General features: G+C 64.2%; 22 protein-coding genes and 1 pseudogene. 10 read left to right on the top strand and 13 right to left on the bottom strand.

Going from position 1 to position 23,789, the window contains the following annotated elements; all coding sequences use genetic code 11:
* Positions 1-179: 179 nt before the first annotated feature.
* Positions 180-1,139, bottom strand: a complete 960-nt coding sequence (locus tag FSY59_RS26565; protein ID WP_019043600.1) for a delta(1)-pyrroline-2-carboxylate reductase family protein — start codon at positions 1,137-1,139, stop codon at positions 180-182.
* A 156-nt stretch (positions 1,140-1,295) separates the two neighbouring features.
* Here FSY59_RS26565 and FSY59_RS26560 point away from each other — a divergent pair, with 156 nt between their 5' ends.
* The 3 genes from FSY59_RS26560 (at position 1,296) to FSY59_RS26550 (ending at position 4,271) form a co-directional block, all read left to right on the top strand.
* Positions 1,296-1,625 carry a hypothetical protein gene (locus FSY59_RS26560; protein ID WP_043374473.1) on the top strand — a complete coding sequence of 110 codons (330 nt, stop codon included), beginning with the start codon at positions 1,296-1,298 and terminating at the stop codon, positions 1,623-1,625.
* A gap of 143 nt (positions 1,626-1,768) precedes the next feature.
* Entirely contained in the window at positions 1,769-2,638 is an 870-nt protein-coding gene (locus FSY59_RS26555) for a neutral zinc metallopeptidase (protein ID WP_003052522.1), read from the top strand.
* Positions 2,639-2,849: 211 nt separating this feature from the next.
* On the top strand, positions 2,850-4,271 hold the full coding sequence (locus FSY59_RS26550) for a DEAD/DEAH box helicase (RefSeq protein WP_148729992.1): 1,422 nt from the start codon (positions 2,850-2,852) through the stop codon (positions 4,269-4,271).
* A 56-nt stretch (positions 4,272-4,327) separates the two neighbouring features.
* Here FSY59_RS26550 and FSY59_RS26545 read toward each other — a convergent pair whose 3' ends face one another.
* Positions 4,328-5,182 (bottom strand): symmetrical bis(5'-nucleosyl)-tetraphosphatase, encoded by an 855-nt coding sequence (locus FSY59_RS26545; RefSeq protein ID WP_003052528.1) that lies wholly within the window; start codon positions 5,180-5,182, stop codon positions 4,328-4,330.
* 23 nt (positions 5,183-5,205) lie between these two features.
* On the opposite strand from FSY59_RS26545, the pseudogene FSY59_RS26540 reads away from it, so the two are divergent.
* From FSY59_RS26540 to FSY59_RS26530, 3 genes and pseudogenes are all read left to right on the top strand, one after another.
* Positions 5,206-6,487 (top strand): annotated as a pseudogene (locus FSY59_RS26540) (hemolysin family protein).
* 129 nt (positions 6,488-6,616) lie between these two features.
* Positions 6,617-6,907 carry an H-NS family nucleoid-associated regulatory protein gene (locus FSY59_RS26535; protein ID WP_003052529.1) on the top strand — a complete coding sequence of 97 codons (291 nt, stop codon included), beginning with the start codon at positions 6,617-6,619 and terminating at the stop codon, positions 6,905-6,907.
* Between the two features lie 119 nt (positions 6,908-7,026).
* Entirely contained in the window at positions 7,027-8,217 is a 1,191-nt protein-coding gene (locus FSY59_RS26530; RefSeq protein WP_003052531.1) for an FAD-dependent monooxygenase, read from the top strand.
* 24 nt (positions 8,218-8,241) lie between these two features.
* Here the strand turns inward: FSY59_RS26530 and FSY59_RS26525 are convergent, their stop codons facing one another.
* Together FSY59_RS26525 and kynA are read right to left on the bottom strand one after the other, a co-directional pair.
* Positions 8,242-9,507: a nitrate/nitrite transporter gene (locus tag FSY59_RS26525; RefSeq protein WP_043374467.1), complete on the bottom strand. Its 1,266-nt coding sequence runs from the start codon at positions 9,505-9,507 to the stop codon at positions 8,242-8,244.
* A gap of 110 nt (positions 9,508-9,617) precedes the next feature.
* Positions 9,618-10,493, bottom strand: a complete 876-nt coding sequence (gene kynA, locus FSY59_RS26520) for a tryptophan 2,3-dioxygenase (RefSeq protein ID WP_043374464.1) — start codon at positions 10,491-10,493, stop codon at positions 9,618-9,620.
* Positions 10,494-10,648: 155 nt separating this feature from the next.
* Here kynA and FSY59_RS26515 point away from each other — a divergent pair, with 155 nt between their 5' ends.
* Both FSY59_RS26515 and FSY59_RS26510 read left to right on the top strand, forming a co-directional pair.
* Positions 10,649-11,527, top strand: a complete 879-nt coding sequence (locus tag FSY59_RS26515) for a methylated-DNA--[protein]-cysteine S-methyltransferase (RefSeq protein WP_051962221.1) — start codon at positions 10,649-10,651, stop codon at positions 11,525-11,527.
* A 141-nt stretch (positions 11,528-11,668) separates the two neighbouring features.
* The gene (locus FSY59_RS26510) at positions 11,669-12,610 is read left to right on the top strand and encodes a DNA-3-methyladenine glycosylase (protein ID WP_255439789.1); all 942 of its coding nucleotides are present in this window, start codon (positions 11,669-11,671) and stop codon (positions 12,608-12,610) included.
* A gap of 14 nt (positions 12,611-12,624) precedes the next feature.
* On the opposite strand, the gene FSY59_RS26505 is transcribed toward FSY59_RS26510, so the two are convergent.
* Positions 12,625-13,200, bottom strand: a complete 576-nt coding sequence (locus FSY59_RS26505) for a helix-turn-helix domain-containing protein (RefSeq protein ID WP_003052541.1) — start codon at positions 13,198-13,200, stop codon at positions 12,625-12,627.
* Between the two features lie 97 nt (positions 13,201-13,297).
* Here FSY59_RS26505 and FSY59_RS26500 point away from each other — a divergent pair, with 97 nt between their 5' ends.
* The gene (locus FSY59_RS26500; RefSeq protein ID WP_148729990.1) at positions 13,298-14,707 is read left to right on the top strand and encodes an SLC13 family permease; all 1,410 of its coding nucleotides are present in this window, start codon (positions 13,298-13,300) and stop codon (positions 14,705-14,707) included.
* Between the two features lie 36 nt (positions 14,708-14,743).
* On the opposite strand, the gene kynU is transcribed toward FSY59_RS26500, so the two are convergent.
* The 8 genes from kynU to FSY59_RS26460 all read right to left on the bottom strand — a co-directional run bounded on the left by kynU (position 14,744) and on the right by FSY59_RS26460 (position 23,031).
* Complete coding sequence (gene kynU, locus FSY59_RS26495) at positions 14,744-16,051, bottom strand: kynureninase (protein WP_043374457.1); 1,308 nt, start codon at positions 16,049-16,051, stop codon at positions 14,744-14,746.
* A gap of 163 nt (positions 16,052-16,214) precedes the next feature.
* Complete coding sequence (gene kynB, locus FSY59_RS26490) at positions 16,215-16,847, bottom strand: arylformamidase (RefSeq protein ID WP_148729989.1); 633 nt, start codon at positions 16,845-16,847, stop codon at positions 16,215-16,217.
* 120 nt (positions 16,848-16,967) lie between these two features.
* A complete protein-coding gene (locus FSY59_RS26485; RefSeq protein ID WP_003052550.1) occupies positions 16,968-18,347 on the bottom strand; it encodes an amino acid permease in 1,380 nt (459 codons plus the stop codon).
* Between the two features lie 100 nt (positions 18,348-18,447).
* Positions 18,448-19,233, bottom strand: a complete 786-nt coding sequence (locus tag FSY59_RS26480; protein ID WP_148729988.1) for an AraC family transcriptional regulator — start codon at positions 19,231-19,233, stop codon at positions 18,448-18,450.
* Between the two features lie 27 nt (positions 19,234-19,260).
* Positions 19,261-19,875 carry a LysE family translocator gene (locus FSY59_RS26475; RefSeq protein ID WP_148729987.1) on the bottom strand — a complete coding sequence of 205 codons (615 nt, stop codon included), beginning with the start codon at positions 19,873-19,875 and terminating at the stop codon, positions 19,261-19,263.
* Between the two features lie 106 nt (positions 19,876-19,981).
* The gene (locus FSY59_RS26470; protein ID WP_148729986.1) at positions 19,982-20,359 is read right to left on the bottom strand and encodes a RidA family protein; all 378 of its coding nucleotides are present in this window, start codon (positions 20,357-20,359) and stop codon (positions 19,982-19,984) included.
* A gap of 8 nt (positions 20,360-20,367) precedes the next feature.
* Positions 20,368-21,585 (bottom strand): amino acid aminotransferase, encoded by a 1,218-nt coding sequence (locus FSY59_RS26465; protein WP_148729985.1) that lies wholly within the window; start codon positions 21,583-21,585, stop codon positions 20,368-20,370.
* Positions 21,586-21,633: 48 nt separating this feature from the next.
* The gene (locus FSY59_RS26460; RefSeq protein WP_148729984.1) at positions 21,634-23,031 is read right to left on the bottom strand and encodes an amino acid permease; all 1,398 of its coding nucleotides are present in this window, start codon (positions 23,029-23,031) and stop codon (positions 21,634-21,636) included.
* Between the two features lie 133 nt (positions 23,032-23,164).
* On the opposite strand from FSY59_RS26460, the gene FSY59_RS26455 reads away from it, so the two are divergent.
* Positions 23,165-23,638, top strand: a complete 474-nt coding sequence (locus FSY59_RS26455; protein WP_003052561.1) for an Lrp/AsnC family transcriptional regulator — start codon at positions 23,165-23,167, stop codon at positions 23,636-23,638.
* The last annotated feature ends 151 nt before the right edge of the window (positions 23,639-23,789 follow it).

Below are 23,789 nucleotides of genomic sequence, written 5' to 3'. Positions count from 1 at the left end.
TACTCAATCTGAGTATTATTAAAACCGCTTTTTTGATGTTTGTCACCTGAGAGACAAATCAGAAGGTCGGCCGCTGCCTTTGGCGGGGGAGGGGGATCAGCGGGGAATCACGAAAAATCGCTCTGGCGCTTATTTATCAAAGGATTGATGCTTCTGATAAATGAGCGTGTGGAAGCGGCTTAAACGAGGAGGCTCAGCTGATGCTGGCGCCGTGCCAGGCGTGTGGCGGCCAGATCCCAGCCGCCCCAGCCACAGGATTTGAAGAGCACAGGGGTCGTGGGGCGCGACCAGTTGTGCTGCACCACGGTGGCCAGTGTGGGCAGGGTGCTGACGTCAATGCGGGCCTGCAGCAGGTCGCCGGCCTCGTGCAGCGCATCTTCGGTGTCGACGACGATCTGGCCTTCACGCAGAAAGCGCTGGCACAGCGCCGGAGCCAGTTCCACCATTTTGGGGGTGAAGGCACCCACGGCGCAGACAAAGGCATCGGGCCGCGCGGCCTCGTGCAGCACCACGGCCTGTGCGGGCGTGCAGGTCACGATCAGCGGGCAGTGCCGGGCAGCTTCCTCCAGGTCATCGGCGATGCGTGCCTGCAGACCCAGGTCGCGGGCCTGGTCTGCAAGCCGCTGCGCACTATGGGCGCTGCGCGAGTGAATCCAGACTTCCTGCGTGCCCAGGCCCTGGGCAAAGGCCTGCAGATGGGCGCTGCCCTGCACGCCGGCGCCGACGATGAGCAGTGCGCCTTCAGGCCTGGGGGCCAGACGGCGTGCTGCCAGCAGCGAGACGGCGGCGGTGCGTCTGGCCGTGACGGTGGGACCGTCCAGAATCAGCTGGCGCTCTCCGGTGGCCGCGTCAAAGACCACGATATCGCCCTGAATGGTGGGTCTGCCCGCCTGGGCATTGCCGGGCGTGAAGCTGATGAGCTTGGTCATGGCCACCTGGCCATCGGTGGCCGGCATGCAGAACAGACAGTTGTCCGCAGCCGTGGGCATGACGATGCGTGGCGGAACAGTGACACCGCCACTGTTTTGCAGCTGGAGCAAAAGTGCTTCGATTTCATCGGCCAGGGCGGTCCATGGCAGCAGTGCGGCAGTAGCGTTGGCATCGAGAGACGCTGTAGATGGCTGGGTCAGGGCATTCATGGGCAGTCGTATGAGGGCAGCGGACAGGGCTTCGAGCTTACAGAATTGCAAGCCCGGCCCGGTGTTGGCCGACAGCAGGTCGCTGCATAGACGCCGGGAGCAAGGGCTGGCAGCGCGCACAATAGCCACTGTCTTATTCATCGATTCTGTGCACTCATGTTTGGCTTTTCTTCCCGCTCCGGGCAACGCAAGGACCCTACCTGGACACAAGCGCCTTCCAGCCGCGGTCCTGTCGAGCCGGTCTGGCGGGATGGCGGCTCGGCCGCGTCCTATGAGCCTACCCAGCAGCAGGCGGCAACGCCGCGCAAATCCTCTTCCGCCAGGCTCTGGGCATCGGCCGTCCTGGCCGTTGTCGGCCTGCTGGCAGTGGCTTTCCTGTTTCTGAGCATGGTCGATGTGGTGGAGGAGCAGGTCGCCCGCAACCAGCCCCAGTCCACACCGGGAACGCCGGGCGTGAACCTGATACCCGTGCCTGCCGGCCGCTGAAAACCTGACCAAACGTCAACAATGCTGCACTGCAGCTTGACCGGTGCGGCAAAAGCACAGCTTGATACCTTCGGTCGCAGCCCCAGCCCTTAATATTGCCACCCGGCACAGGCCGCGTGCAACACAGCAAAGGAGAACGCACCATGAGATGGGAAGGTAACCGCGAGTCGGACAATGTCGAAGACCGCCGTGGAGACGGTGGCGGCGGTGGTTTCCCCATTGGTGGCCGCAGCATAGGCATCGGCACGGTGGTGCTGGCGCTGATTGGCTGGGGCGTGTTCGGCATCAATCCGCTGACCACCATCGGCGTGCTCTCTGGCGGCGGATCGCCCCAGGTGCAGCAGGCTCCCGCCCATCGTCCCGCAGCAGATGACCAGGGCGGCAGGTTCGTCTCCACGGTGCTGGCCTCGACCGAGGATGTCTGGGCCCAGATTTTCCGTGAAGGCGGTGCCCAGTATCAGAACCCCAAGCTGGTGCTGTTCACCGGCGTGACGCCCACGGCCTGCGGCACGGGGCAGTCGGCCATGGGGCCGTTCTACTGCCCGGGTGACCGCAAGGTCTATCTGGACATGGACTTCTTCAGCACCATGAGCCGTCAGCTGGGCGCGCCCGGCGAGTTCGCGCGTGCCTATGTGGTGGCCCACGAGGTGGGACACCATGTGCAGAACCTGCTCGGCATCTCGGGCAAGGTGGATGCCATGCGCGGTCGTGTCAGCGAGCGTGAGCAGAACGCCATGTCCGTACGCCTGGAGCTGCAGGCCGACTGTCTGGCCGGCATCTGGGCCAACAAGTCGCAGCAGGCCAAGAGCTGGCTGGAGCAGGGCGATATCGAGTCGGCCGTGAATGCCGCCCAGCAAATCGGCGACGACAAGCTGCAGCGTGAAGCCACGGGCACGGTGCGTCCCGACAGCTTTACCCATGGCTCCAGCGCCCAGCGTGTGCGCTGGTTCACCCAGGGCTACAAGACCGGCAGCGTCAAGGCCTGCGACACCTTTTCGGCCCAGTCGCTTTGAGTCACAAGCTGCCTGGCGGCAGGCGTGTGCTTTGTCACACGCCTTTGTTTTTGGAGCGGCAGAATGTGAAAATCCGGGTTATCCCGATAGATTGCACGGGATATTGGCAAGGCTTTTTTTGCCCGCAAACAGAGGGGGCGAAGGCTTTGCGTCTGCAGAAAATCACAAAGCCAACGCGAAAAACCCACTCGGTGCGACAATAGCGCTCTCAATGACAAGCTCTTTCTCCAATCTTCACTTGGCTGAGCCCCTGGCACGCGCAGTGGCCGACATGGGCTATGAGTCCATGACTCCGATTCAGGCGCAGGCCATTCCGGTGGTATTGACCGGCAAGGACGTCATGGGCGCAGCCCAGACCGGCACTGGCAAGACGGCGGCTTTCTCCCTGCCCCTGCTGCAGCGCCTGATGCGCCATGAAAACGCTTCAGCATCGCCTGCCCGCCATCCGGTGCGTGCCCTGGTGCTGCTGCCCACGCGTGAGCTGGCCGATCAGGTGGCACAACAGATTGCCCTGTACGCCAAGCACACCAAGCTGCGCAGCACCGTGGTCTTCGGTGGCATGGACATGAAACCCCAGACCCTCGAGCTGAAAAAAGGCGTCGAGGTGCTGGTGGCCACGCCAGGTCGTCTGCTGGACCACATCGAAGCCAAGAATGTGGTGCTCAACCAGGTGGAATATGTAGTGCTGGACGAGGCCGACCGCATGCTGGATATCGGCTTTCTGCCCGATCTGCAGCGCATCCTCTCCTATCTGCCCAAGAGCCGCACCACGCTGCTGTTCTCGGCCACGTTCTCGCCGGAGATCAAGCGGCTGGCCGGCAGCTATCTGCAGGATCCGGTGACGATCGAGGTGGCACGACCCAATGAGACGGCCTCCACCGTGGAGCAGCGCTTCTACAAGGTCTCGGATGACGACAAGCGTTACGCGATTCGTTCCGTGCTCAAGGAGCGCGACATTCGCCAGGCCTTCATCTTCTCCAACAGCAAGCTGGGCTGTGCGCGCCTGACGCGTGCCCTGGAGCGTGACGGTCTGCGCGCCGGCGCACTGCATGGAGACAAGAGCCAGGACGAACGCCTGAAGGCACTGGAAGCCTTCAAGGCCGGCGAGGTGGATCTGCTGGTCTGTACCGATGTGGCCGCGCGCGGTCTGGACATCAAGGATGTGCCCGCCGTGTTCAACTACGACGTGCCTTTCAACGCCGAAGACTATGTGCACCGCATCGGCCGTACCGGTCGCGCCGGCGCATCGGGTCTGGCCGTGACGCTGGTGACCGACCATGACAGCCGCAATGTGGCCGACATCGAAAAGCTGATCAAGAAGAAGATCGACGTCGAACCCGCGCCCATGCTGGACTTGCGCCCCCCACGGCGCAGCCGCAGCGATGAGGAATATCGCCCACGTCGCGAACGCGAGTTCGATGCAGCGCCCCGTGGCGGCTATGCACACCGTCCTTCGCGCATGGCCCCGCGTCCTGCCAATGCGGACCCATTCTTCGAGAGGCCCTATGAGGCCAGCAGCGCCGGCGAGACTGCATCCTGGGACAGCACGCATGTTGCCCCGGTCAAGAGCGCGAGCATCAAGCCCAAGCGCAAGGTCGCAGCCTTGTTCAGAGCGCCTGTCGTGGCTTCCTGAGCACTGGGTGATTGCCCCAGGAAAACGCCTGCCGGATGCAGGCGTTTTTCTTTGCTCTATCCCTTGGCGCCGGGTGCCTGGGCCTGCGGACACTGCAGCTGTATCAGCTCTCGTTCGTCCATGCGCTCGCCGATTTTCATCATGCTGAGGCAGCCGCCCCAGACGCAGCCGGTATCCATGGCCATCAGATCGGGCCGGTTGACATGGCCCAGCGTGGACCAGTGGCCGAAAGCCATGGGCGTACCGGCGGTGAGCCGGCCCGGCACATCGAACCAGGGCATCAGGCCTTCAGGTGCCTGATCGGCGGACTCCGCGCTCTCGAAGTCCATGACGCCGTCGGCACTGCAAAAGCGCAGACGGGTAAAGGCGTTGACGACGCAGCGCAGCCGGTCGTCGCCTTGCAGCTCGGCGGACCAGCGATCAGGCTGGTTGCCATACATATTCTGCAGAAAGCGCGCGTGTCCGGCGGATTGCAGCACGGTCTCGACTTCGGCGCTCAAGGCCATGACGTCCTGCACGCTCCATGGGGGCAGCACGCCGGCATGCACCATGAGCCACTGCTCGCCCGAGGCATTGACATGCAGGCGAGCCAGGGGCTGCTGGCGCAGCCAGTGCAGCAGGGCATCGCAATCGGGTGCGCTCAGAACCTGGGCCAATGTGTCGCGCCTGCTTTGCCGGCGCAGACCCTGGGCTGCGGCCAGCAGATGGAGGTCGTGATTGCCGAGCAGCGGTCGCATGGCATCGCCGGCCTGCATGCAGCGGCGTAATACTTCGGCGGATTTGGGGCCGCGATTGACAAGGTCGCCGAGCACATAAAGTGTGTCCCGACTTGCGGAGAAATCCACGGTCTGCAACAAGCGCTCGAAAGCGTCGTCGCAGCCCTGAATGTCCCCGATACAGTAAAGTGCCATGGTCTTCTTTCTGATGGACAGTCATGGATTTTCTGCTGATTGCATTGCTGGCGCTGCCCAACGGGATGTTTTCAATGTCGGAATCGGCATGGGACTCCAGTCGCAAGGCCAGATTGCCGGCTTTGGCGCAGGCGGGACAAGGGCGCGCAGGGTGCGCTGGAACTGCTCGATAACCCCACGCAATTTCTGTCGTCCGTGCAAGTGGGGATTACTTCCATCGGGCTGCCCAACGGAATTTGGGCAAGGCTGCTTTCAGCGAAGGGCTGGCAGTTTGGCGGGTATCGCTGGGAATATCGGAAAGGGTTTCCGCCATTTCGGCAACGTCTATCGTCGTAACTGCTATTACATTTATAACGATTATCTTCGACGAACTGCTTGCCGCGCGTATAGGGCAGCTCCATCCCAAGCCGGTTTCGGTATTGGCGATGCGACCTATGGCCTGGGTTGCCTCTGTGGCAAAGCCCTTTGTGCGTTTGTTGGCATTTTCTACGCATGTCATTTTGACTTTGCTCAGTATTGGTGAATCTGCCAGCACGACGGTGACCGAGCAGGAAATCGGGCCAGTATGGAAGAGGGGCGCCAAGCGGGTTGGATTGAGGCACATGAGCACCAGATGGTGCGCAATGTTTTGCATTTAGACGATGGATATCTCACATCTTTAATGGTCCGCCGCGCCGATGTGCATTGATTGGGTGGCGGAATGACGATATCTGAGGCTTGCATGCCTGCGCCGAAGGCAGGGCGATGGGCGGGCATTCCTGGTATCCGGTAGATCGTGGTTCGCTGGATGAGGTGCTGGGCATCTCACCCTGTCCAGGCTACTGTCGCTGGGCGAGAGATCAGGCAACTTGCCGAGAGAGCATGTGCTGGCTTCTGCATTCTTGCCTGAAGCCCTGACCGGGATGGAGCTCTGCTCGGTCAGCTGCGCGCCAAAACAGGACGCATGGTGTTTGCGGTTGATGAATATGGCATGGTTCAGGGCATCATGACGCCGCGTGATTTGCGGGAGGCGATTACCGGAGAGCCTCGCTCAATGGAGGACGCCAGGGCCTGGGCAACCCGAAGAGAGGACGGGTCCAGGCTGATCTGATGCCTGTCGCCGAATTGAAGGCCAGGCTGGCAATTCGGGTATTGCCCGATGAAGACAATGGCATCCATAACACGCTGGCCGGTTTATTCATCGCTGAGAGCGGTCATTTGCACGTTCCGCGCGAGAAGGTCTGGTGCAGGCGAGGGATATTGGAAGTCGTTGATATGGATGGGCAAGGCAGCGACAAGATATTGGCGGTTCCTCGGAGTGAATAGCTATTTATTAACACATGGTTGCATTTTATAAATATTTTGAATTGTGGTTTTTGCTTACTCGGAAAAAGATGAATTTGAAATTCCCGCATTTATAATGAATCCACTTTAATCAACCGAGAAGCGCAAATCATGAGCACTTACAAGGAACTCCTGAAGCAGAGAGAAGAGCTGGAACAGCAAATCAATGAAGCCCGTTCGCGTGAACTGGCCGAAGCCGTGAGCAAGGTGCGTGGCCTGATTGCTGAGTACGGCTTGACTGCTGAAGATGTTTTCCCTCCCGCTCGCGCGCGCTCTTCCGCCAATGCTGGCGCCAAGGTGGCTCCCAAGTATCGTGATCCTGCAACGGGTCAGACTTGGACCGGCCGCGGCAAGCCGCCAAAGTGGATTGCAGACCAGGACCGTGAAAAGTTCGCTATTTGATCTGCTTGCGCACGTTGAAAGAGCCCGCCTTGGCGGGCTTTTTTCATGGGGCAAAGTTTGCGGCAGCGCAAATCGGAGTTCTCGTCGATGCAGCTGACTAGGCGGCACAATAAGAGTCCATGAACAAGCAGGTGTTGATTGCAGGTGGCGGTATTGGTGGTCTGGCCGCTGCCATAGGGGCGGTACGTGCCGACTGGGGGGTACGTTTGTTCGAGCGTGCCGCGCAGTTTTCGGAAGTGGGGGCCGGCATTCAGCTTGGGCCCAATGTGGTGCGCCGTCTTCAGGCCTGGGGGCTGCAGCGATCCTTGCAGCAGGTCGTGGCGTCCCCCCAGGCCTTGCGTGCCTGCAGCGCCGTGACAGGGCAGGAGCTGGGCCGTTTGCCACTGGGCGTGGATATGGTGCAGCGCTACGGGGCCAGCTATCTCACCATTCATCGCGCCGACCTGCACGGGATCCTGCTGGAGACCCTGCAGGGTCTGGCCGAGGTTCACCTCAACCTCAACCAGGCCGTCAGCAGCTACAGCGAGCAGGACGGCGTGGTCACCATCCGCACCAGCTCGGGAAAGCTCATCGAGGGCGATGCCCTGATCGGAGCCGATGGCGTGCGCAGTGCCATGCGGGCCCAGATGCTGGGCGACGGACCTCCGCGAGTGACAGGGCATCTGGCCTATCGTGCCATGGTGCACCAGGCCAATCTGCCCAAGCGCTTGCGCACCAGCGAGGTCACGGCATGGCTGGGGCCGCAGCTGCACGCGATTCAGTACCCCGTGCGCCGGGGAGAGCTGCAGAATCTGGTGATCATCGTCCAGGGGCCGGCGCCTGAGGATCTCGATCACTGGGACCATTCCGCCAATCTGCCCGACCTGCTGCAGCAGCTTCAGGGCACTTGTGGCTATCTGCAGGATCTGGTGCAGCATGTGCCGGGTGGAGGTGGCGAATGGCGCTTGTGGCCGGTGGCCGACCGCCAGCCGCTGTCGTCACAGGCCCAGATGGCGCAGGGTCTGGTGGCCTTGCTCGGCGACGCCGCCCATCCCATGCGTCCCTATCTGGCCCAGGGCGCAGGCATGGCCATCGAGGATGCTGCCGAACTGCAAAGCGCTCTGTCCATGCATGATCTGGACGTCAGCCTGCGTCTGCGGCGCTATGCGCTGAATCGCTGGCAGCGCAATGCCAGGGTGCAGGAGCGCTCGCTGCGCAATGGCCGCATCTTCCATGCGACAGGGCCGCTGCGCTGGGGACGCGATCTGTCGCTGCGCGCTCTGGGGGGGCGCATCATGGATGTGCCCTGGCTCTACGAGAACGCGCTCTAGCGCGGGCGCAGCTCCCGCCGTGCTCTAGTGATCGGCCTTGAGCAGCAGCGGCGAGGGCTTGATGACCCGGTAGGCCAGCACGCCGCCACCAAGCATGGCGGCAATCATCAGCATCACGGCCTGGTAGATGTCGGCATTCTGGCGCTCCGCAACCCCTGCGACCAGACCCGACAGCCACTGCATGAGTGCGGCTCCGAGAAACATGGCCATGGTGAAGATGGACAGGGCGCGTCCCGTCGTGGCCGGCGGGTAGGAGGAGCGCACATCGGCATAGATGAGCGTGCCGTAGCCCGACAGCACGCTCATGGCCATCAGCAGAACCACGCTGCCCACGGACTGGTGGACCAGGGCCAGGGCCACAAAAATGCCGGCCATCAGCAGCGCAAAGCGTGCGATGCGCTGGCGGCGTCTGGCAGGTCCCGGATCGAGCCGGCCGAACATGGAAGGCACGAACAGCGAAATGACGGAGCAGGCCAGGGCCACGTTGCCGGTGGTGACCAGGGAGAACTGGTAGCGGTCCATCAGCATGGGGCTGAGCCAGAGTCCGCGCACCGTGAGAAACGAGGCATAGCTGACCATGCCCAGCAGCACGATACCCCAGGTGTGAGGCAGCAGCAGCAGGCTGCCAAAACCCTGCAGCGCCTGCATGAAACCGGGCTTGGGCAGTGCGTCGCCGGGCAGTTCGGGCTCGTGCACCTTGAAGAAGATCAGCAGCCAGGACAACACACTCAGCACCGCCAGCAGCACAAAGCCGGCACGCCAGCCCAGATGCTGCACCAGCCAGGCCATGGGCGTGCCGGTGAACAGCAGGCCCAGTCCGCCCAGACCCAGGCCTATGCCCGAGAGATAGGCAAATTTATCGGCTGGAAAGTGGCGTGCGATGAACATGGTGCTGGCCAGAAAGGCGGGCGAGCAGCCCACGCCGATCAGCAACTGGCCCAGCATCAGCCAGGAATAGCTGGGTGCCAGTGCGGACAGCGCGGCGCCCGCAATCGACAGCGGAAAGGCCAGCAGCACGGTACGGCGCAGGCCGTAGATATCCATGCCTATGCCCATGAGCAGCTGCGCCACGCCGAAGGACAGCGCAAACAGCCCGGCAAACGAGCCTAGCGACTGCGCGGAGAGGCCAAAGTCCGTGCGCAGACCGTCGGCGATGATGGAGGTGACCGTGCGAAAGGCCTGGCTCAGTGCAAAGCCCGTGAGCAGGCAGACCAGCATGGCCCAGGCGGAGGAGTCGGGCTTCGGGCTGGGGTTCGGCGCAGCCGGGGCGGCGCTGTGATCGGAAGGCATGGGCAGTTAGTTGTGATGTTAGGTTTTGCACGGAGCCTAAATAATTCAGGCTGCCCGCGCTGTCACGAAAGAGCAGCAGGGGCAGCCTGAGTGGCGATGGCCGGGCCCGCTTACAGCTCGGTGCGCAGGCTCCAGATCTCGGGAAACAGTACCACGTCCAGCATCTTCTTGAGGTAGCTCACGCCGCCGGTGCCGCCCGTGCCGCGCTTGAAGCCGATGACGCGCTCCACCGTGGTCAGGTGGCGGAAGCGCCAGAGACGGAAGGCGTCTTCGATATCGGCCAGCTTTTCGCCCAGCTGGTACAGATCCCAGTGCTTGTGCGGATCGCGGTAGACGGTGATCCAGGCCTGCTTGACGCCCTCGCTGGCTTCATAGGGCTGGGTCCAGTCGCGCTGCAGGCGGTCGGCAGGCACGGCGATGCCTTCGCGCGCCAGCAGCTGCAGGGCCACGTCGTACAGCGATGGTGATTCGTAGGCGGCCTGTACCTGGGCCAGCAGGTCCGAGCGATGCGCGTGGGGCTGGAGCATGGCCGCGTTCTTGTTGCCCAGCGCGAACTCGATGCAGCGGTACTGGTAGCTCTGGAAGCCGCTGGAGTTGGCCAGATAGGGGCGCATGGCCGAGTATTCGGGCGGCGTCATGGTGGACAGCACGGTCCAGGCGCTGACCAGCTGCTCCATGATGCGCGAGACGCGCGCCAGCATCTTGAAGGCATCGGGCTTGGTCGTGCCCGAGGCATTGGCAATGGCGGCGGTGGCCGCGCGCACCTCGTGCAGCATCAGCTTCATCCACAGCTCGCTGGTCTGGTGCTGCACGATGAACAGCATCTCGTCATGGGCCGGCGACAGCGGGTGCTGGGCCGTGAGAATCTGGTCCAGATGCAGATAGTCGCCATAGCTCATGTCGCGGCTGAAGTCGAGCTGGGCTTTCTCGTCGCGGACGATGGCTGCGCCGCCATGCAGAGGGCAGCCGGAGGATTCGTTCGTCATGGTGAAATCATGTTTGTTGGATCGGTGCGCGCAGCGTAACCGAATCCGGGCCCGCAAAGCCTGCAAGAACGTGGATGCAAGCTGCCAAAGCTTTGCGTAAATTCAGGCCAGTCACAGACCCGTGACGGAAAACGCACTCAGCCGAGATTCAAGCCATGTCCAGTCCTCTGCCCTCTACAGCCGCCGCCAACCCGCCAATCGATGAGCGCATGGTCCTGTGCTGCCGCTGGCTGGAGAGCGAAGAGCCCATGCCCGCGCTGGATGAGCTGGCCCAGCGGCTGGGGCTCAGCCCCTGGCAGCTGCACCGCAGCTTCAAGCGTGCCACGGGGCTCACGCCCAAGGCCTATGCCAAGGCCCATCGCGGCAGGCATGTGCGCGATGCGCTGGCGCAGGAGGCCAGCGAGTCGGTTACCGATGCGGCCTATCTGAGCGGCTATGAAGCCAGCAGCAGCTTCTACAAGGACGCACCGGCCATGCTGGGCATGGCGCCGCAGTCCTATCGCAGGCGCGGCCAGGACCAGCGCATCCGCTTTGCCCTGGCCGAATGCTCGCTGGGCAGCCTGCTGGTGGCCAGCACCGACAAGGGCGTGTGCTGCGTGCTGCTGGGCGATGACCCGCATGCGCTGGTCGACGATCTGCAGCGGCGTTTTGCGGCGGCGCAGCTGATCGGTGCCGATGCCCGGTATGAACAGACCGTGGCCCAGGTGGTGGCGCTGATGGAGCAGCCCCGGCTGGGGCTGGCCCTGCCGCTGGATATTCAGGGCACGGCGTTTCAGCAGCGCGTCTGGCAGGCGCTGCAGCGCATTCCGGCCGGGCAGACCGTCAGCTACAGCGAACTGGCCCGGCATCTGGGCCAGCCAAGTGCCACGCGGGCCGTGGCCAGCGCGGTGGCGGCCAATCCGATTGCCGTGGCCGTGCCCTGTCACCGTGTGCTGCGCAACGACGGCAGCATTTCGGGCTATCGCTGGGGCGTGGAGCGCAAGCGCGCGCTGCTGCTGCGCGAGGCCCAGCAGGCCCAACCCAAGCTCTCTTAAAGAGAGCTGCTATCGCATGCTACTCAACGTTTTTAGATGGATATCTATCTGAAATCATTGATTGATGAGCGATAGAAGCTATGAATTTCATGAATGAAGCACAGGCGCGCTCCGGCGCAGCCCGCTGTGATAGAAAACCGCATGCTGCTTGAAGTCTCCATTGCCCTGCCCGCGCGTTACCGCTTTGACGAATTCGTACATTTCCATGATCGCGACGAGCAGCAACTGGCCGAGCGGGTCGATGCCGGCGCGCGCAGCCTGCACAAGGCCATCATGTGGAAGCACAGCCCCGCCTTGCTGCAGCTGCAATGGCAGAGCGGACGGGTGCAGGCCAGCTTGCATGCAGCGCACGCAGAGCCGGCCGAGGCAGACCGGGCAGCGCTGCAGGCCATGGTGAAACGCATGCTGGGGCTGATCTACGCGCCCGGCCAGCTGGAACTGGCGCATGGCGACCACCCTGAGCTGGGGGCGCTGCTGTCGCGCCAGGCTGGCCTGCATGTGCCCGGCTCGCCCACGCCCTTCGAGGCGCTGACCTGGGCCATCACCGGCCAGCAGATCACGGTGGCCGTAGCCGTTTCGCTGCGGCGCAAGCTGATCGCGCTGGCGGGCGAGCCGCTGGCGCAAGACGGGGGCATGCCGGCGCTGCATGCCTATCCCGATGCTCAGCGCGTGGCGGCCTTGGGGCTGGACGCGCTGCGCGGCGCGGGCTTTTCCCAGGCCAAGGCCCAGACCCTGCTGGCCGTGGCCCAGGCCGTTGCCGAGGATAGCCTGCCGCTGGACGACTGGGCCGCCCGCAGCGCCGCTGGCCAGTGGCAGGAGCAGGATGTGGCCGCTGCCTCGGCGCAATTACTGGCGGTCAAGGGCATCGGGCCGTGGACGGTGAACTACACCTTGCTGCGCGGCTATGGCTGGCCCGACGGTAGCCTGCATGGGGATGTGGCAGTGCGCCGGGCCATAGGCCTGCTTAACGGCAGCGACAAGCCCGATGCGCGTGCCGCCAGCGACTGGCTGGAACAGTTCAAGCCCTGGCGCGCGCTGGTGGCAGCGCACCTCTGGGCCTCGCTGGCCGACAGCGCCTATTGACAGGCGGCAGCGCTTCAGAGCGGCGGCGACAGCACCAGCAGCAGCAAGCGTGCGGGTTGGCCCGAGGCGTTGGCCAGCCGGTGCTCGCTGTCCACCACCAGCGTGGCCGTGTCGCCCGCGTGCAGCAGCACCTGCTCCTGGGCGGTAAAGACTTCGATGCTGCCTTCCAGCACGTGAAAGACCTCGCGCGTGCCTGCGCGATGGGCCGCGAAATGGCTGGAGACCGCATGCGGCGGAAAGCGGTAATGCACGAGGTTCACACCCGCGCTGGGGCTGGCCAGGGCCAGGCGCTCCACGCCGCTGGCCTCGTCGACAAAGCGCAGATTCTCGCCGGCGCGCGTGATCTGCGCGCTGGGTGCGCTTTGCACCAGCTCGCCAAGCTCGCAGCCCAGACCTTGTGCAATTGCCATGGCATTGCGCAGGCTGGTGGCCAGCAGGCCGCGTTCCACGCGCGACAGCGCGCCCGGTGAGACGCCGCTGGCCTGGGCCAGCTGATCCAGTGTGATGCCCAGCTGGGCGCGGCGCGCGCGGACGGCGGCGCCGAAAAGCGCATCCTGCTCCGATGCCTGCGATGCAGTGGTGGAGTTCAAGCCTGGCTCCTTTTCATGGCGTCTGTTCTTGTATTGAAAATTTTCCTATGAGAAAATAATTTTGCGTATAGGAAATTATTTTTCGAGGATGAATGCAATGTACATGTTTATCAGTGCCTTGCCCGTGGCCACCGTCATCGCCGTCCTGCTGGCGGGCTGGCGCTCGCTGCATGCCGCAGCGCTGGGCGTGGCGGTGGCGCTACTGGTGATTGCTGCAGCCTTTGCGCAGCCCGCTGCGACATGGCTGGCCGCGGGCATGCACTGGGCGCCGGTGTTGCTGGAGGTGCTGCTGATCGTGGGGGGCGGGCTGCTGCTGTCCGAGGTGCTGCGCGCGTCGGGAGCGCAGAAGGTCCTGGCCGACTGGCTGCTGGCCAGGGCCGGCAGCGGTACGGGCGCCGTGCTGCTGGTGGTGCATGGCATCACGCCGTTTGCCGAGTCGGTCACCGGCTTTGGCGTGGGTGTGACCATCGGCATACCGCTGCTCGCGCACTTCGGCTTGCCGCCGCGCAAGGTGGTGCTCATCGGCCTGCTGGGCCTTTGCGCGGTGCCCTGGGGTTCCATGGGGCCGGGGACGCTGGTGGCGGCCACCATGGCAGGTCTGCCGTTCAAGGAGCTGGGTCAGGCTTCGGCCCTGGTCAGCGTGATTCCGTTTGTCATCACCGGCATGGCGGCGGCGGCTCTGGCGAGTGCGCCGGACCGTCGCTGGCCGGCTCTGCTGCAGGGCCTGCTGTCGGGTCTGTTGCTGACGGCGACCGTGGCTCTGATGAATACCCTGGCCGGCACGGCGCCCGCGGGGGCACTCGGTGCCTTGCTGGTGGTGGGCTGGCATCTGCTGCGCCTGCGCGTGTCGCAAGCGGACGCGGACAAGCCGCCCCTGAGCGCACCGGGGCGGCGTGCGCTGGCCGCCTATGCGCTGCTGCTGGGTGGCGTGCTGGCGGCCGCAGCGCTGATGCGCACCCTGGATCTGCCCGCTGCCTGGCATGGGCTGGCTTCGCCGGGACTGTGGCTGCTGGTGGCTGCGGTTTTTTTCACGCGAGGCCGGCCGGCGCGCCCATCGCTGGCAAAGGTCTGGCGCGCCTGGCAGCAGGTGGCACCGGTCACGGCGCTGTTCATTGTGCTGGGCGTGCTGATGGCGGTTTCGGGCATGGCCGCGCAGCTGGCGCAGGTGCTGGCCCGCAGCGGGCCGCTGTATTTGCTGGCCGCACCCTTTGTGGGAGCGCTGGGCGGCTTCGTGACCGGCTCCAATACCGGGGCCAATGCCATGTTTGCGGCCACGCAGGCCGAGATCGCCCGTGCGCTGGGCGCGCCGCTGCTGCCATTCATGGCGGTGCACAACGTCAGTGCCTCGCTGCTGCTCATGGCTTCGCCCGGCAAGGTGGAGATGGCCGTGCAACTGCTGGAGCAGGGGGCTGACCAGCGGCGCTGGGTGCAGCAAAGCGTGCTGATGCTGGACCTGGCCGCCGTGGCGCTGATGGGCGTACTCAATTGGAGCTGGGCACGGGCCTGACCGGATGCCGGCCGGCCCGTGCCCGGGCTGCAGGCCTCAGGTCACCGCATGCACGGTATTGAACTCGGGCCGCTGCCATTCGCCCGATTCCAGCACCTGGCGCAGATGCTCGACGGCGTTCCAGACATCGGCAAAGCCCACATACAGCGGCGTGAAGCCGAAGCGCAGAATGTCCCTGTGCTTGCCCGTGCCGCCGTCGCCCTTGCGGAAGTCGCCGATCACGCCGCGTGCGATCAGCGCCTGGACAATGGCGTAGGCACCGCTGTTCTGGCCGTCCAGGCCCAGGCCTTCTTCCCGGGTCAGGCAGACCTGGGAGCCGCGTGCTGCATGCTCGCGCGGTGTCGCCAGACCCAGGCCGTGGCCCTGGCAGCGCTCTTCCACGAGCTGGATGAACAGGTCGGTCAGCGCCAGCGATTTCTGGCGCAGCGCGGCCATGCCGCCGAAAGCCTCGGCCTCGGTGTAGATGTCGATGCCGCATTGCAGCACGCTCATGCTGATCATGGGCTGGGTGCCGCAGAGATAGCGCTGGATGCCCTGGGCGGGGTGATAGTCGGGCACGAACTTGAAAGGCTCGGCGTGGCCGAACCATCCCGACAGCGGCTGCCAGAAGCGGTTGATCAGGCGCGGATGCGCCCAGACAAAGGCCGGTGCGCCGGGGCCGCCGTTGAGGTATTTGTAGCTGCAGCCCACGGCAAAGTCGGCATCGGCGCCCTTGAGGTCCACGGGCACGGCACCTGCGCTATGGCACAGATCCCAGACGCAGAGAATGCCTTTGGCATGGGCGGCGGCCGTGACGGCTGCCATATCGTGCATGGCACCGGTGCGGTAGTTGACATGGGTGAGCAGGGAGATCGCCACATCGGTCTGCAGCGCGTCGGCGATTTCCTCGGGTTCGAGCAGCACCAGCTCCAGGCCGTATTCCTGACACACGGACTGGGCGATATAGAGGTCGGTGGGGAAGTTGCTGCGCTCGCTGATCAGCTTCTTGCGGCCGGGCGCATCTTCGCGGGCGATGCGCGCGGCAGCGCTCAGCACCTTGTAGAGATTGATGGACGTGGTGTCGGTGAACACCAGTTCGCCCTGGCCCACGCCCAGCCAGGCAGCGAACTGGTTGCCAAGGCGCTCGGGCAGCGTGATCCAGCCGGCCTTGTTCCAGGAGGTGATGAGGTCCTGGCCCCATTCCTGCGTCACCACTTCGGCCGCGCGCGCGGCGGCGGCCTTGGGCTGGGCACCCAGGGAATTGCCGTCCAGGTAGATCATGCCCTGGGGCAGGGCAAAGCGTTCGCGCAGCGCGCGCAGCGGGTCCTGGGCGTCCAGAGCCTGGCAGTCCTGCAAAGTGGTCATTGTCTTCCTTCTCTCATTTTGATAGCTTCTGACGCTGATTGTGTCTGCGCTGAAGCGGGTTTTGATTCAAATCTGGCTGGACCGGGAACCGCTTATTGTGTCCGAGACCGGGGCGGCCCAGCCGCCTCGCAGCGCGGACATCGGTTTCTTCGCGCCCAGCGCTTCAGGGCAGGCTGCGCAGGATGGCACGCACCGGCGAGGCATCGGCTTCGGTGAGCTTGAGCGGCAACGCGATCAGCTCATAGTCGCCTTCGCTCACTTCATCGAGCACCAGGTTCTCGAGCACGCGTAGGCCACGCTGGCGGATCACCATATGGCTGTCCAGGCTCTTGCTGCTGGCGGGGTCGATGCTGGCAGTGTCTATGCCGATCAGCTTGACGCCCAGGTCGGCCAGCCTTTGCACGGTCTCGGGGGCATAGGCGGCCAACTCGGCGTCCCAGCCGGTGGGCGCTTTCCTGTAGGTGCGCACCAGAACGCGCTCGGGCAGGCCGGCATCGATGGCGTGCGCTATGTGACGCCATTCGATCAGCGGTCCGCAGTCTATGGCGTGGATCACGCGGCAGGGGCCGAGAAAGGCATCCAGATCGAGGGCACCGATGGCCGCGCCCTGCGGATCGTAGTGCAGCGGCGCATCGGCATGCGCGCCCACATGGGGTGAAAGATGAATGGCGCTGACATTGACCGGGCAGCCCGGGCCAATGCTGGCCACCCATTCCTGGCTATAGGGCGTGTCGCCCGGAAACACCGGTGCGGCAGGATGGATGGCAGGAGAAATATCCCAGATCTGGCGTGTCATGGTGTGTATGAATGGGTTCGGTCGCTCTTGATCGATAACAGGCCCGAGTGCGGGACAGCCAGCAAGGGCCGTCCCGCAGCAAAGGCTGTCGTCCCCCTTGGGGGAAGGCGCGCTAGCGCCTCAGGGGGTAACCTTCTTCCTTCTATACCAGAGAGCATAGACCAGCACCAGCACGATCAGAAACGGCACGCCCACCAGCACGGTGGTGTGGAACTCCTTGGTAAACAGCGTGGTGACGATCACGCCCGCCATCAGCAGCGCCCCGACCAGCGTCAGCACGGGAAAGCCCCACATGCGGAACTCCAGCTTCTGGCCAGGATGCTCGCGCAGCCAGCGCGGGCGGAAGAACAGATGGGTCACGAACACCATGAACCATGCAAACATGGCGCCGAACATGGCGATCGACATCATCAGCTCCAGCGACTGCTCGGGCTTGAGCACGTTGAGCACCATGGCCACGGCCATGCCCAGGCAGGAGACGGCAATCGCGCCCAGCGGTACACCGCTTTTGCTGAGCTTGCTCAGTCCCTTGGGGGCATAGCCGCCGCGCGAGAGGCTGAACATCATGCGCGAGGTGACGTAGAGCTGGCTGTTCATGGCCGACAGCGAGGCCAGCAACACCACGAAGTTGAGGGCCGCGGCTGCGCCTGGAATCTGCAAAATCTCCATCACCTTGACGAACGGGCTCTTGTCCGTGCCCGCATGGCTCCAGGGCACGATGGCCAGCATCAGTGCCAGCGACAGCAGATAGAACAGCACCAGGCGCAGCACCGTGGTACGGAAGGCACGGGTCACGGCCTGCTTGGGGTTCTGGGCTTCGCCGGCAGCAATGGCAATGGACTCCAGGCTCAGATAGCTGAAGATGGCCACGATCACGCCCACCCAGGTGCCCCACCAGCCGTTGGGGAAGAAGCCGCCGTCGACAAAGTAGTTGTCGAAACCCACGCCCTCGGGCCGGGTGCCGAAGACCACATAGGCGCCGATCAGGATAAAGGCCACGATGGCAATCACCTTGACCATGGAAAACCAGTATTCGACCTGACCGAAGGCCTTGACGCTGGTGGCGTTGACGGCGGCCAGCAGGACCGAGAACAGTGCTACCCAGATCCACGGGTCCACGGCCGGGAACCAGTAAGCCATGTACTTGCCCACGGCCGTGACCTCCATGCCCACGGCCAGCACCACGGCCCCCCAGTAGGCATAGCGCACCACAAAGCCGGCCAGCGGACTGATGTAGTGCTCGGCATAGGCGCCGAAGGAGCCAGAGGTGGGGTGGGCCACGGTCATCTCGGCCAGGCATCCCATGAGCAGCAGGCCGATGAAGGCGCCGATGGCGTAGCTGATGAGCACGCTGGGGCCGGCAAAGCCGATGGCAAAGGCGCTGCCCATGAAGAGGCCGGTACCGATGGCGCCGCCGATGGCGATCATGGTCATCTGGGCGGAGTTCAGGTGCTGCTGCAAGCCTGTCTCGCGTTGCTGAATACTGTCAAAGTTGGCCATTGCTGACTTGCGCATGCGAAAAATCGAAGCGGCAAGTATCCCGCGAATGACCGGCTGCAGCGGCGTGGCGGCGAATGTCCTTGGCGCAGGCCCAGCCGGCTCAGCGCGGCATCCCGGCGTAGTTGCCGGGCGTCAGCGCATGATGGGCCTTGAAGGCGCGCTGCATATGGGCCTGGTCGGCAAAGCCCATGGCATGGGCGGCCTCGGACAGCGCGGTGCCGGAGGCCAGCAGGCGGCGCGCTCCGTTGAGGCGCAGATTGAGCCGGTAGCTGCCGGGAGTCATGCCCGTGGCGGCCTTGAAGCGGCGGATGAAGCGCGTGGCGCTCATGCCGCATTCCTGGGCCAGGGACTGCACGGTGATCCCGGCATCGGGCTCTGCATGCAGGCGCCTCAAAGCGGCCTGGAGTTCGGCACTATTGGCGTGCAAAGGCGCTGCAGCAGGTTCAGCACAGCGGGCCATCAACCGCTCCAGTCCCAGGGCCAGTCGCCGCGCCGCGGTCGGTCCGTTGACGGGACGGCACAGGCTGTCCACCAGGCGGGCAATGTTCGCGTCGGCAAGCGCCCGCTGCGCAAAGCGCATCGCGGTGACGCCCAGCCGCGCGTGCAGCCAGTCAGCATCGACGAACAGCATGCGGTAGGCCCAGGGGGCGCCGGGCTCGGGATTGCAGGCATGCCAGGCACCGGGCTCTAGCAGTACTACCCCTCCGGCTTCGATGGGCTGCGGTCCATGCGCATGGTGGAAGACGGTGCAGCCCGCATCGACGATGCCTATCGAATACTCGGCATGCATGTGCAGCCGGAAACAATGCGGCGAAGGCGCGCTGTCTCGCAGCTCGGCCCAGGGGGCGGCTGGGTGGCGGTGAAAGCGGTGTGGCGAGATAGTCATGGCTGTGTCGGTGAGCGCTGCCGGCCATCATGCCAGCATGGCCGCCACGCTGGCCACCAGCAGCAGGGCCAGCAGCCGGTAAAACCGCCGCTGGCGGCGCGGTGTGTGCAGCCAGCCCGACAGCCACTGGCCCAGCAGCGCCCAGCAGCCCACACCGATCAGGCAGGCCAGCAGTGACATGGTACAGAACTGCCACTGTGCCATGGCCCTATTGGCCTGAGGCAGCACGAACAGGCCGATACCGGCCAGCGCCACCAGCCAGGCCTTGGGGTTGAGGGTCTGGACGGCCACACCCTGCAGCAGAAGCTGGAGCATGCGGGCCGAATCGTTGTGCTTCTGCGCTTCGGTGACAGGAGTCTCCACAGGCGCATGGGCCAGCCGCCAGGCCAGCCATAGCAGATAGGCGGCGCACAGCCACTCGGCCGCAGTGGACAGGTGCGGCAGGGCTTGCATCAGCCAATGGGCACCCTGGCCCATGACCCAGACTACCGCGGCATAGCTTCCGCTGGCGCCCAGCACATAGCAGGCACAGGCCAGGCGGGACCTTGCTGCGCCGTGGCGAAGGGCCAGCACGTTGACGGGGCCGGGGGTGATGGCACCGACGAGGGTGAAGATGCCCATGGCGAGCAGTGAGGAGGACATGAGGATGCGCGCGGACGCGGAACTGCACAAGGGCTGCAGTGTCGCGCGGCGCACCAGCCCTGTATTGAACGCAATTGCGCTCGGCGGGCTGGCATGCCAGTGCTCGTCAGGGCAGCATGGCGTAGGCCACTATTTCGATCTTCATGCCCGGCACGACGAGAGCGGCCACGCCCATGCTGGAGCGGTTGGGGTAGGGGGCATCGAAGAACTCGCGATACACGGCGTCGATCACAGGCATGTCGCCTACCTCGGTCATGTAGATGAGCACCTGCGTCACGTCGGCAAGCGTGCCATTGGCCGCGTGCACGGCCCGGCGCAGGTTGGCAAATGTCAGGCGCGCCTGCTCCGCTATGGTGCCGGTGTCTATGCTTCCGTCCTCGCGCACGGGACCATGGGCCGTGAACAGCATGCTGCCGCAGGCCTTGACGGCCCAGGAGAAGGGCTGCTTGAGTGGCGGCAGGCCTATATCGATCACTTGCTTCATGGCGGACCTCAGGCCAGCACGTGGGCGATGGCGTCGGCCACATGCTGCACATTGGCCCGAGACAGACCCGACATGCACATCCGGCCCGAGCGGATCAGGTAGACGCCGTGCTCCTCACGCAGGCGGTTGACCTGGGGTTCGGTGATGCCGGTGTAGCTGAACATGCCGCGCTGGCTCAGCAGAAAGCCGAAGTCACGGCGCTCGCCGAAGCGCTCGTGCAGCGCTTGCTGCAGCTGGGCGCGCATGTCCTTGATGCGGCCGCGCATCTGTGCCAGCTCCTCGACCCACAACTGGCTGAGCTCGGCAGACTGCAGCACCTGCTGTACCAGGCGCGCGCCCTGGGTGGGCGGCGAGGAATAGTTGCGGCGCACCGTGGCCTTGAGCTGGCCCAGCACATTGGCAGCCGTGGCCGCGTCGTTGCAGACCACGCTCAGGCCGCCCACGCGTTCGCCGTACAACGAGAAGTTCTTTGAGAACGAATTGGCCACAAAGACCTGGGCACCGGCAGCAGCCAGAGCGCGCACGGACCAGGCGTCGTCATCGATGCCGTCGCCGAAGCCCTGGTAGGCCATGTCTACAAAGGGGATCAGGCCGCGCCCGACGATCACGGGAATCAGCTGCTGCCACTGCTCGCGTGACAGGTCCACGCCCGTGGGGTTGTGACAGCTCGCATGCAGCAGCACCACGCTGCCCGAGGGAATGCCGCGCAGCGTATCCAGCATGGCATCGAAACGCAGGCCGCCCGTGGCCGGGTCGTAGTAGGGGTAGCTGTGCGTGTGCAGGCCTGCACCTTCGAAGATGGCCAGGTGGTTCTCCCAGGTCGGGTCGCTGAACCAGATCTCGGCATCGGGGAAATAGTGCTTGATGAAATCGGCGCCGACCTTGAGCGCGCCGGAGCCACCCAAGGTCTGCAGTGTGGCGATGCGCCTGGCGTGCACGGCCTCGTGGTCGGCACCGAACACCAGGTTCTGCACCCGTTGGCGATACTCGCAAATGCCTTCGATGGGCAGATAGCCGCAGGGGGGGATGTGCCCTGCCAGGGCCTGGGCGGCCTGGCGCACGCAGTTGAGCACGGGCAGGCGGCCCTGCTCGTCGAAGTACAGGCCGATGCTCAGGCTGACCTTGTCGGCGCGTGCATCCTGCTGGAAGGCTTCCATCAGCGAGAGTATGGGGTCGCCGGGGTAGGGGGGGACATGGGCGAAAACGGAGGCGGAGGCAGTCGTCATGGTGTTGTTTGCTTGCAGATGAAATCGGATAGAACGGGCGGCTGCGGCCTAGACAATGGTCTGGGCGGCAGTGGCCGCTGTGGTGGGCTTGCGATACCACAGCCCATAGACGGCAGCCAGCAGCAGCAAGAAAGGCACGCCGGTCAGCAGCGTGAGGCGGAATATGTCTGTGAACAGCGTGGACACCAGCGCGGCCAGCATGAGTGCGGCACCGAGCAGCGTCAGCGCCGGGAAGCCCCGCATGCGGAAGGCCAGCGGCGCAGCGCCTTGGCGTGCGCGGCGGGTGCGGAAGAACAGATGGGTCACGAAGATCATGAACCAGGTGAACATGGCTCCGAACATGGACACGGCCATCATCAGCATGAAGGACTGCTCGGGGTTCACGATATTGAACAGCGTGGCCACGGCAATGCCCAGGCAGGACAGCAGCAGCGCTGGCAGGGGCACGCCGCGCGAGTTGACGCGTCCCAGCACGGCGGGCGCATGGCCGGCGCGCGAGAGGCTGAACATCATGCGTGTGGTGATGTAGAGCTGGCTGTTCATGGCCGACAGTGCGGCGACGAGCACCACGAAGTTGATCACGCTGGCCGCGCCAGGGATACCGATGATCTCCATCACCTTCACGAAGGGGCTGCCTTCCTTGCCAGCCGTGGCCCAGGGCACGATGGCCAGCATCAGCGCGATGGTGGCCAGGTAGAAAACCACCAGGCGCACCATGGTGGAGCGAAAGGCGCTGGTGACGGCGCGCTGCGGGTCCTTGGCTTCGCCTGCGGCGACGGCGATCATCTCGATGCTCAGGTAGCTAAAGATGGCGATGATCACGCCCACCCAGGTTCCCCAGGCACCGTTGGGGAAGAAGCCGCCGTTGTTGACGTAGTTGCCAAAACCCACGCCGGCGGGCCGAGTGCCGAAGACGACCCAGGCGCCGATCAGTATGAAGGCCACGATGGCCACGATCTTTACCAGGGAGAAACTGTACTCCACGGCACCGAAGGCCTTGACGCTCATCATGTTCACGCCTATCAGCAGGGCCGAGAACAGCACCACCCAGGTCCAGCGCGGCACTTCGGGGAACCAGTAGCCCATGTACAGGCCTATGGCCGTCACCTCGGTGCCCACGGCCAGCACCACGGCCGCCCAGTAGGCATAGCGCACGAGAAAGCCGGCGATGGGCGCGATGTAGTGCTCTGCATAGGCGCCGAACGAGCCCGAGGTCGGATGGGCCACGGTCATCTCGGCCAGGCAGCCCATGAGCAACAGCGAGATCACGGCGCCGACGGCATAGCTGATGAGCACGCTAGGCCCGGCAAAGCCAATGGCGAAGCCGCTGCCCAGGAACAGGCCGGTGCCGACGGCACCGCCGATGGCGATCATGGTCATCTGTCCTGCGGACAGTTGTTGCTTGAGTCCAGACTCTCGCTGGACGATTTCCTCAAAGGCCGGCATGGGTGTCTCCGTGGTGGTTTTGGCTTTGGAGAGCCATGCTATTTGCCGACCTGTGGGATGATTTAATGGTTATCCATAAACGCCTATTAAATTGGATAATTAATTTAATAATTTAAGATGGGTGAGTATTTTTATGCAAGGTGAGCTCGACAAGACCGACCGTCTGCTGGTCCAAGCGCTGCAGGACAACGCACGGCTGACTTCCGGCGAGCTGGCGCAGCGAGTCAATCTGTCGCAGTCGCCTTCATGGCGGCGCATCAAGCATCTCGAGGACGAGGGTGTGATCACCGGCTATCACGCTGCGCTGGACCGGCGGGCCGTGGGCTTTGGCGTGCTGGCCTTTGTGATGGTGGCGATCGATCACCAGAACGAAGAGTCGTCGCTGAACTTCGAGAAGGCCGTGTGCGCGATTCCCGAGGTGGTGATGTTCCACGGCATCTCGGGTCCCGAGGACTTTTTGCTGGTCATCGTGGCCCGCGATCTCGATGCTTATTCGGATCTGCTGCAGCGCAAGCTGCACCGCCTGCCGGGCGTGCGCCAGGTGCACACGCATTTCTCGCTGCAGGAGTTCAAGGGGCGGATAGGAGGCCTGCCGGTGCCGCTGTGAAAGACGTTTCGGGCCTCGGAGCACTTAAGGCTTCGCGCAGCCTAGAATATGGGACTATTCCGATGTTTGGGTTGCCAATGGCTGCGCTACGCTCGAGAGCTGACACCATTTTTCGTCGTTCCCTGATTCTCAGATGTCTCTAGCCGCCCCC

The sequence above is a fragment of the Comamonas sp. Z3 genome (genome assembly GCF_008121565.1).
GTDB lineage: Bacteria > Pseudomonadota > Gammaproteobacteria > Burkholderiales > Burkholderiaceae_C > Comamonas > Comamonas brasiliensis.
Note: the sequence above shows the minus strand (reverse complement) of the source record. Positions and strands in the feature narration are given on the sequence as shown.

Coding starts and splice junctions, on each gene's coding strand:
- FSY59_RS26550 (WP_148729992.1), top strand. CDS start 2,850: ATGACAAGCTCTTTCTCCAATCTTCACTTGGCTGAGCCCCTGGCACGC.
- FSY59_RS26555 (WP_003052522.1), top strand. CDS start 1,769: ATGAGATGGGAAGGTAACCGCGAGTCGGACAATGTCGAAGACCGCCGT.
- FSY59_RS26565 (WP_019043600.1), bottom strand. CDS start 1,139: ATGAATGCCCTGACCCAGCCATCTACAGCGTCTCTCGATGCCAACGCT.
- kynU (WP_043374457.1), bottom strand. CDS start 16,051: ATGACCACTTTGCAGGACTGCCAGGCTCTGGACGCCCAGGACCCGCTG.
- FSY59_RS26470 (WP_148729986.1), bottom strand. CDS start 20,359: ATGAAGCAAGTGATCGATATAGGCCTGCCGCCACTCAAGCAGCCCTTC.
- FSY59_RS26465 (WP_148729985.1), bottom strand. CDS start 21,585: ATGACGACTGCCTCCGCCTCCGTTTTCGCCCATGTCCCCCCCTACCCC.
- kynB (WP_148729989.1), bottom strand. CDS start 16,847: ATGACACGCCAGATCTGGGATATTTCTCCTGCCATCCATCCTGCCGCA.
- FSY59_RS26560 (WP_043374473.1), top strand. CDS start 1,296: ATGTTTGGCTTTTCTTCCCGCTCCGGGCAACGCAAGGACCCTACCTGG.
- FSY59_RS26515 (WP_051962221.1), top strand. CDS start 10,649: ATGTCCAGTCCTCTGCCCTCTACAGCCGCCGCCAACCCGCCAATCGAT.
- FSY59_RS26500 (WP_148729990.1), top strand. CDS start 13,298: ATGTACATGTTTATCAGTGCCTTGCCCGTGGCCACCGTCATCGCCGTC.
- kynA (WP_043374464.1), bottom strand. CDS start 10,493: ATGACGAACGAATCCTCCGGCTGCCCTCTGCATGGCGGCGCAGCCATC.
- FSY59_RS26460 (WP_148729984.1), bottom strand. CDS start 23,031: ATGCCGGCCTTTGAGGAAATCGTCCAGCGAGAGTCTGGACTCAAGCAA.
- FSY59_RS26530 (WP_003052531.1), top strand. CDS start 7,027: ATGAACAAGCAGGTGTTGATTGCAGGTGGCGGTATTGGTGGTCTGGCC.
- FSY59_RS26480 (WP_148729988.1), bottom strand. CDS start 19,233: ATGACTATCTCGCCACACCGCTTTCACCGCCACCCAGCCGCCCCCTGG.
- FSY59_RS26510 (WP_255439789.1), top strand. CDS start 11,669: ATGCTGCTTGAAGTCTCCATTGCCCTGCCCGCGCGTTACCGCTTTGAC.
- FSY59_RS26525 (WP_043374467.1), bottom strand. CDS start 9,507: ATGCCTTCCGATCACAGCGCCGCCCCGGCTGCGCCGAACCCCAGCCCG.
- FSY59_RS26475 (WP_148729987.1), bottom strand. CDS start 19,875: ATGTCCTCCTCACTGCTCGCCATGGGCATCTTCACCCTCGTCGGTGCC.
- FSY59_RS26535 (WP_003052529.1), top strand. CDS start 6,617: ATGAGCACTTACAAGGAACTCCTGAAGCAGAGAGAAGAGCTGGAACAG.
- FSY59_RS26455 (WP_003052561.1), top strand. CDS start 23,165: ATGCAAGGTGAGCTCGACAAGACCGACCGTCTGCTGGTCCAAGCGCTG.
- FSY59_RS26485 (WP_003052550.1), bottom strand. CDS start 18,347: ATGGCCAACTTTGACAGTATTCAGCAACGCGAGACAGGCTTGCAGCAG.
- FSY59_RS26545 (WP_003052528.1), bottom strand. CDS start 5,182: ATGGCACTTTACTGTATCGGGGACATTCAGGGCTGCGACGACGCTTTC.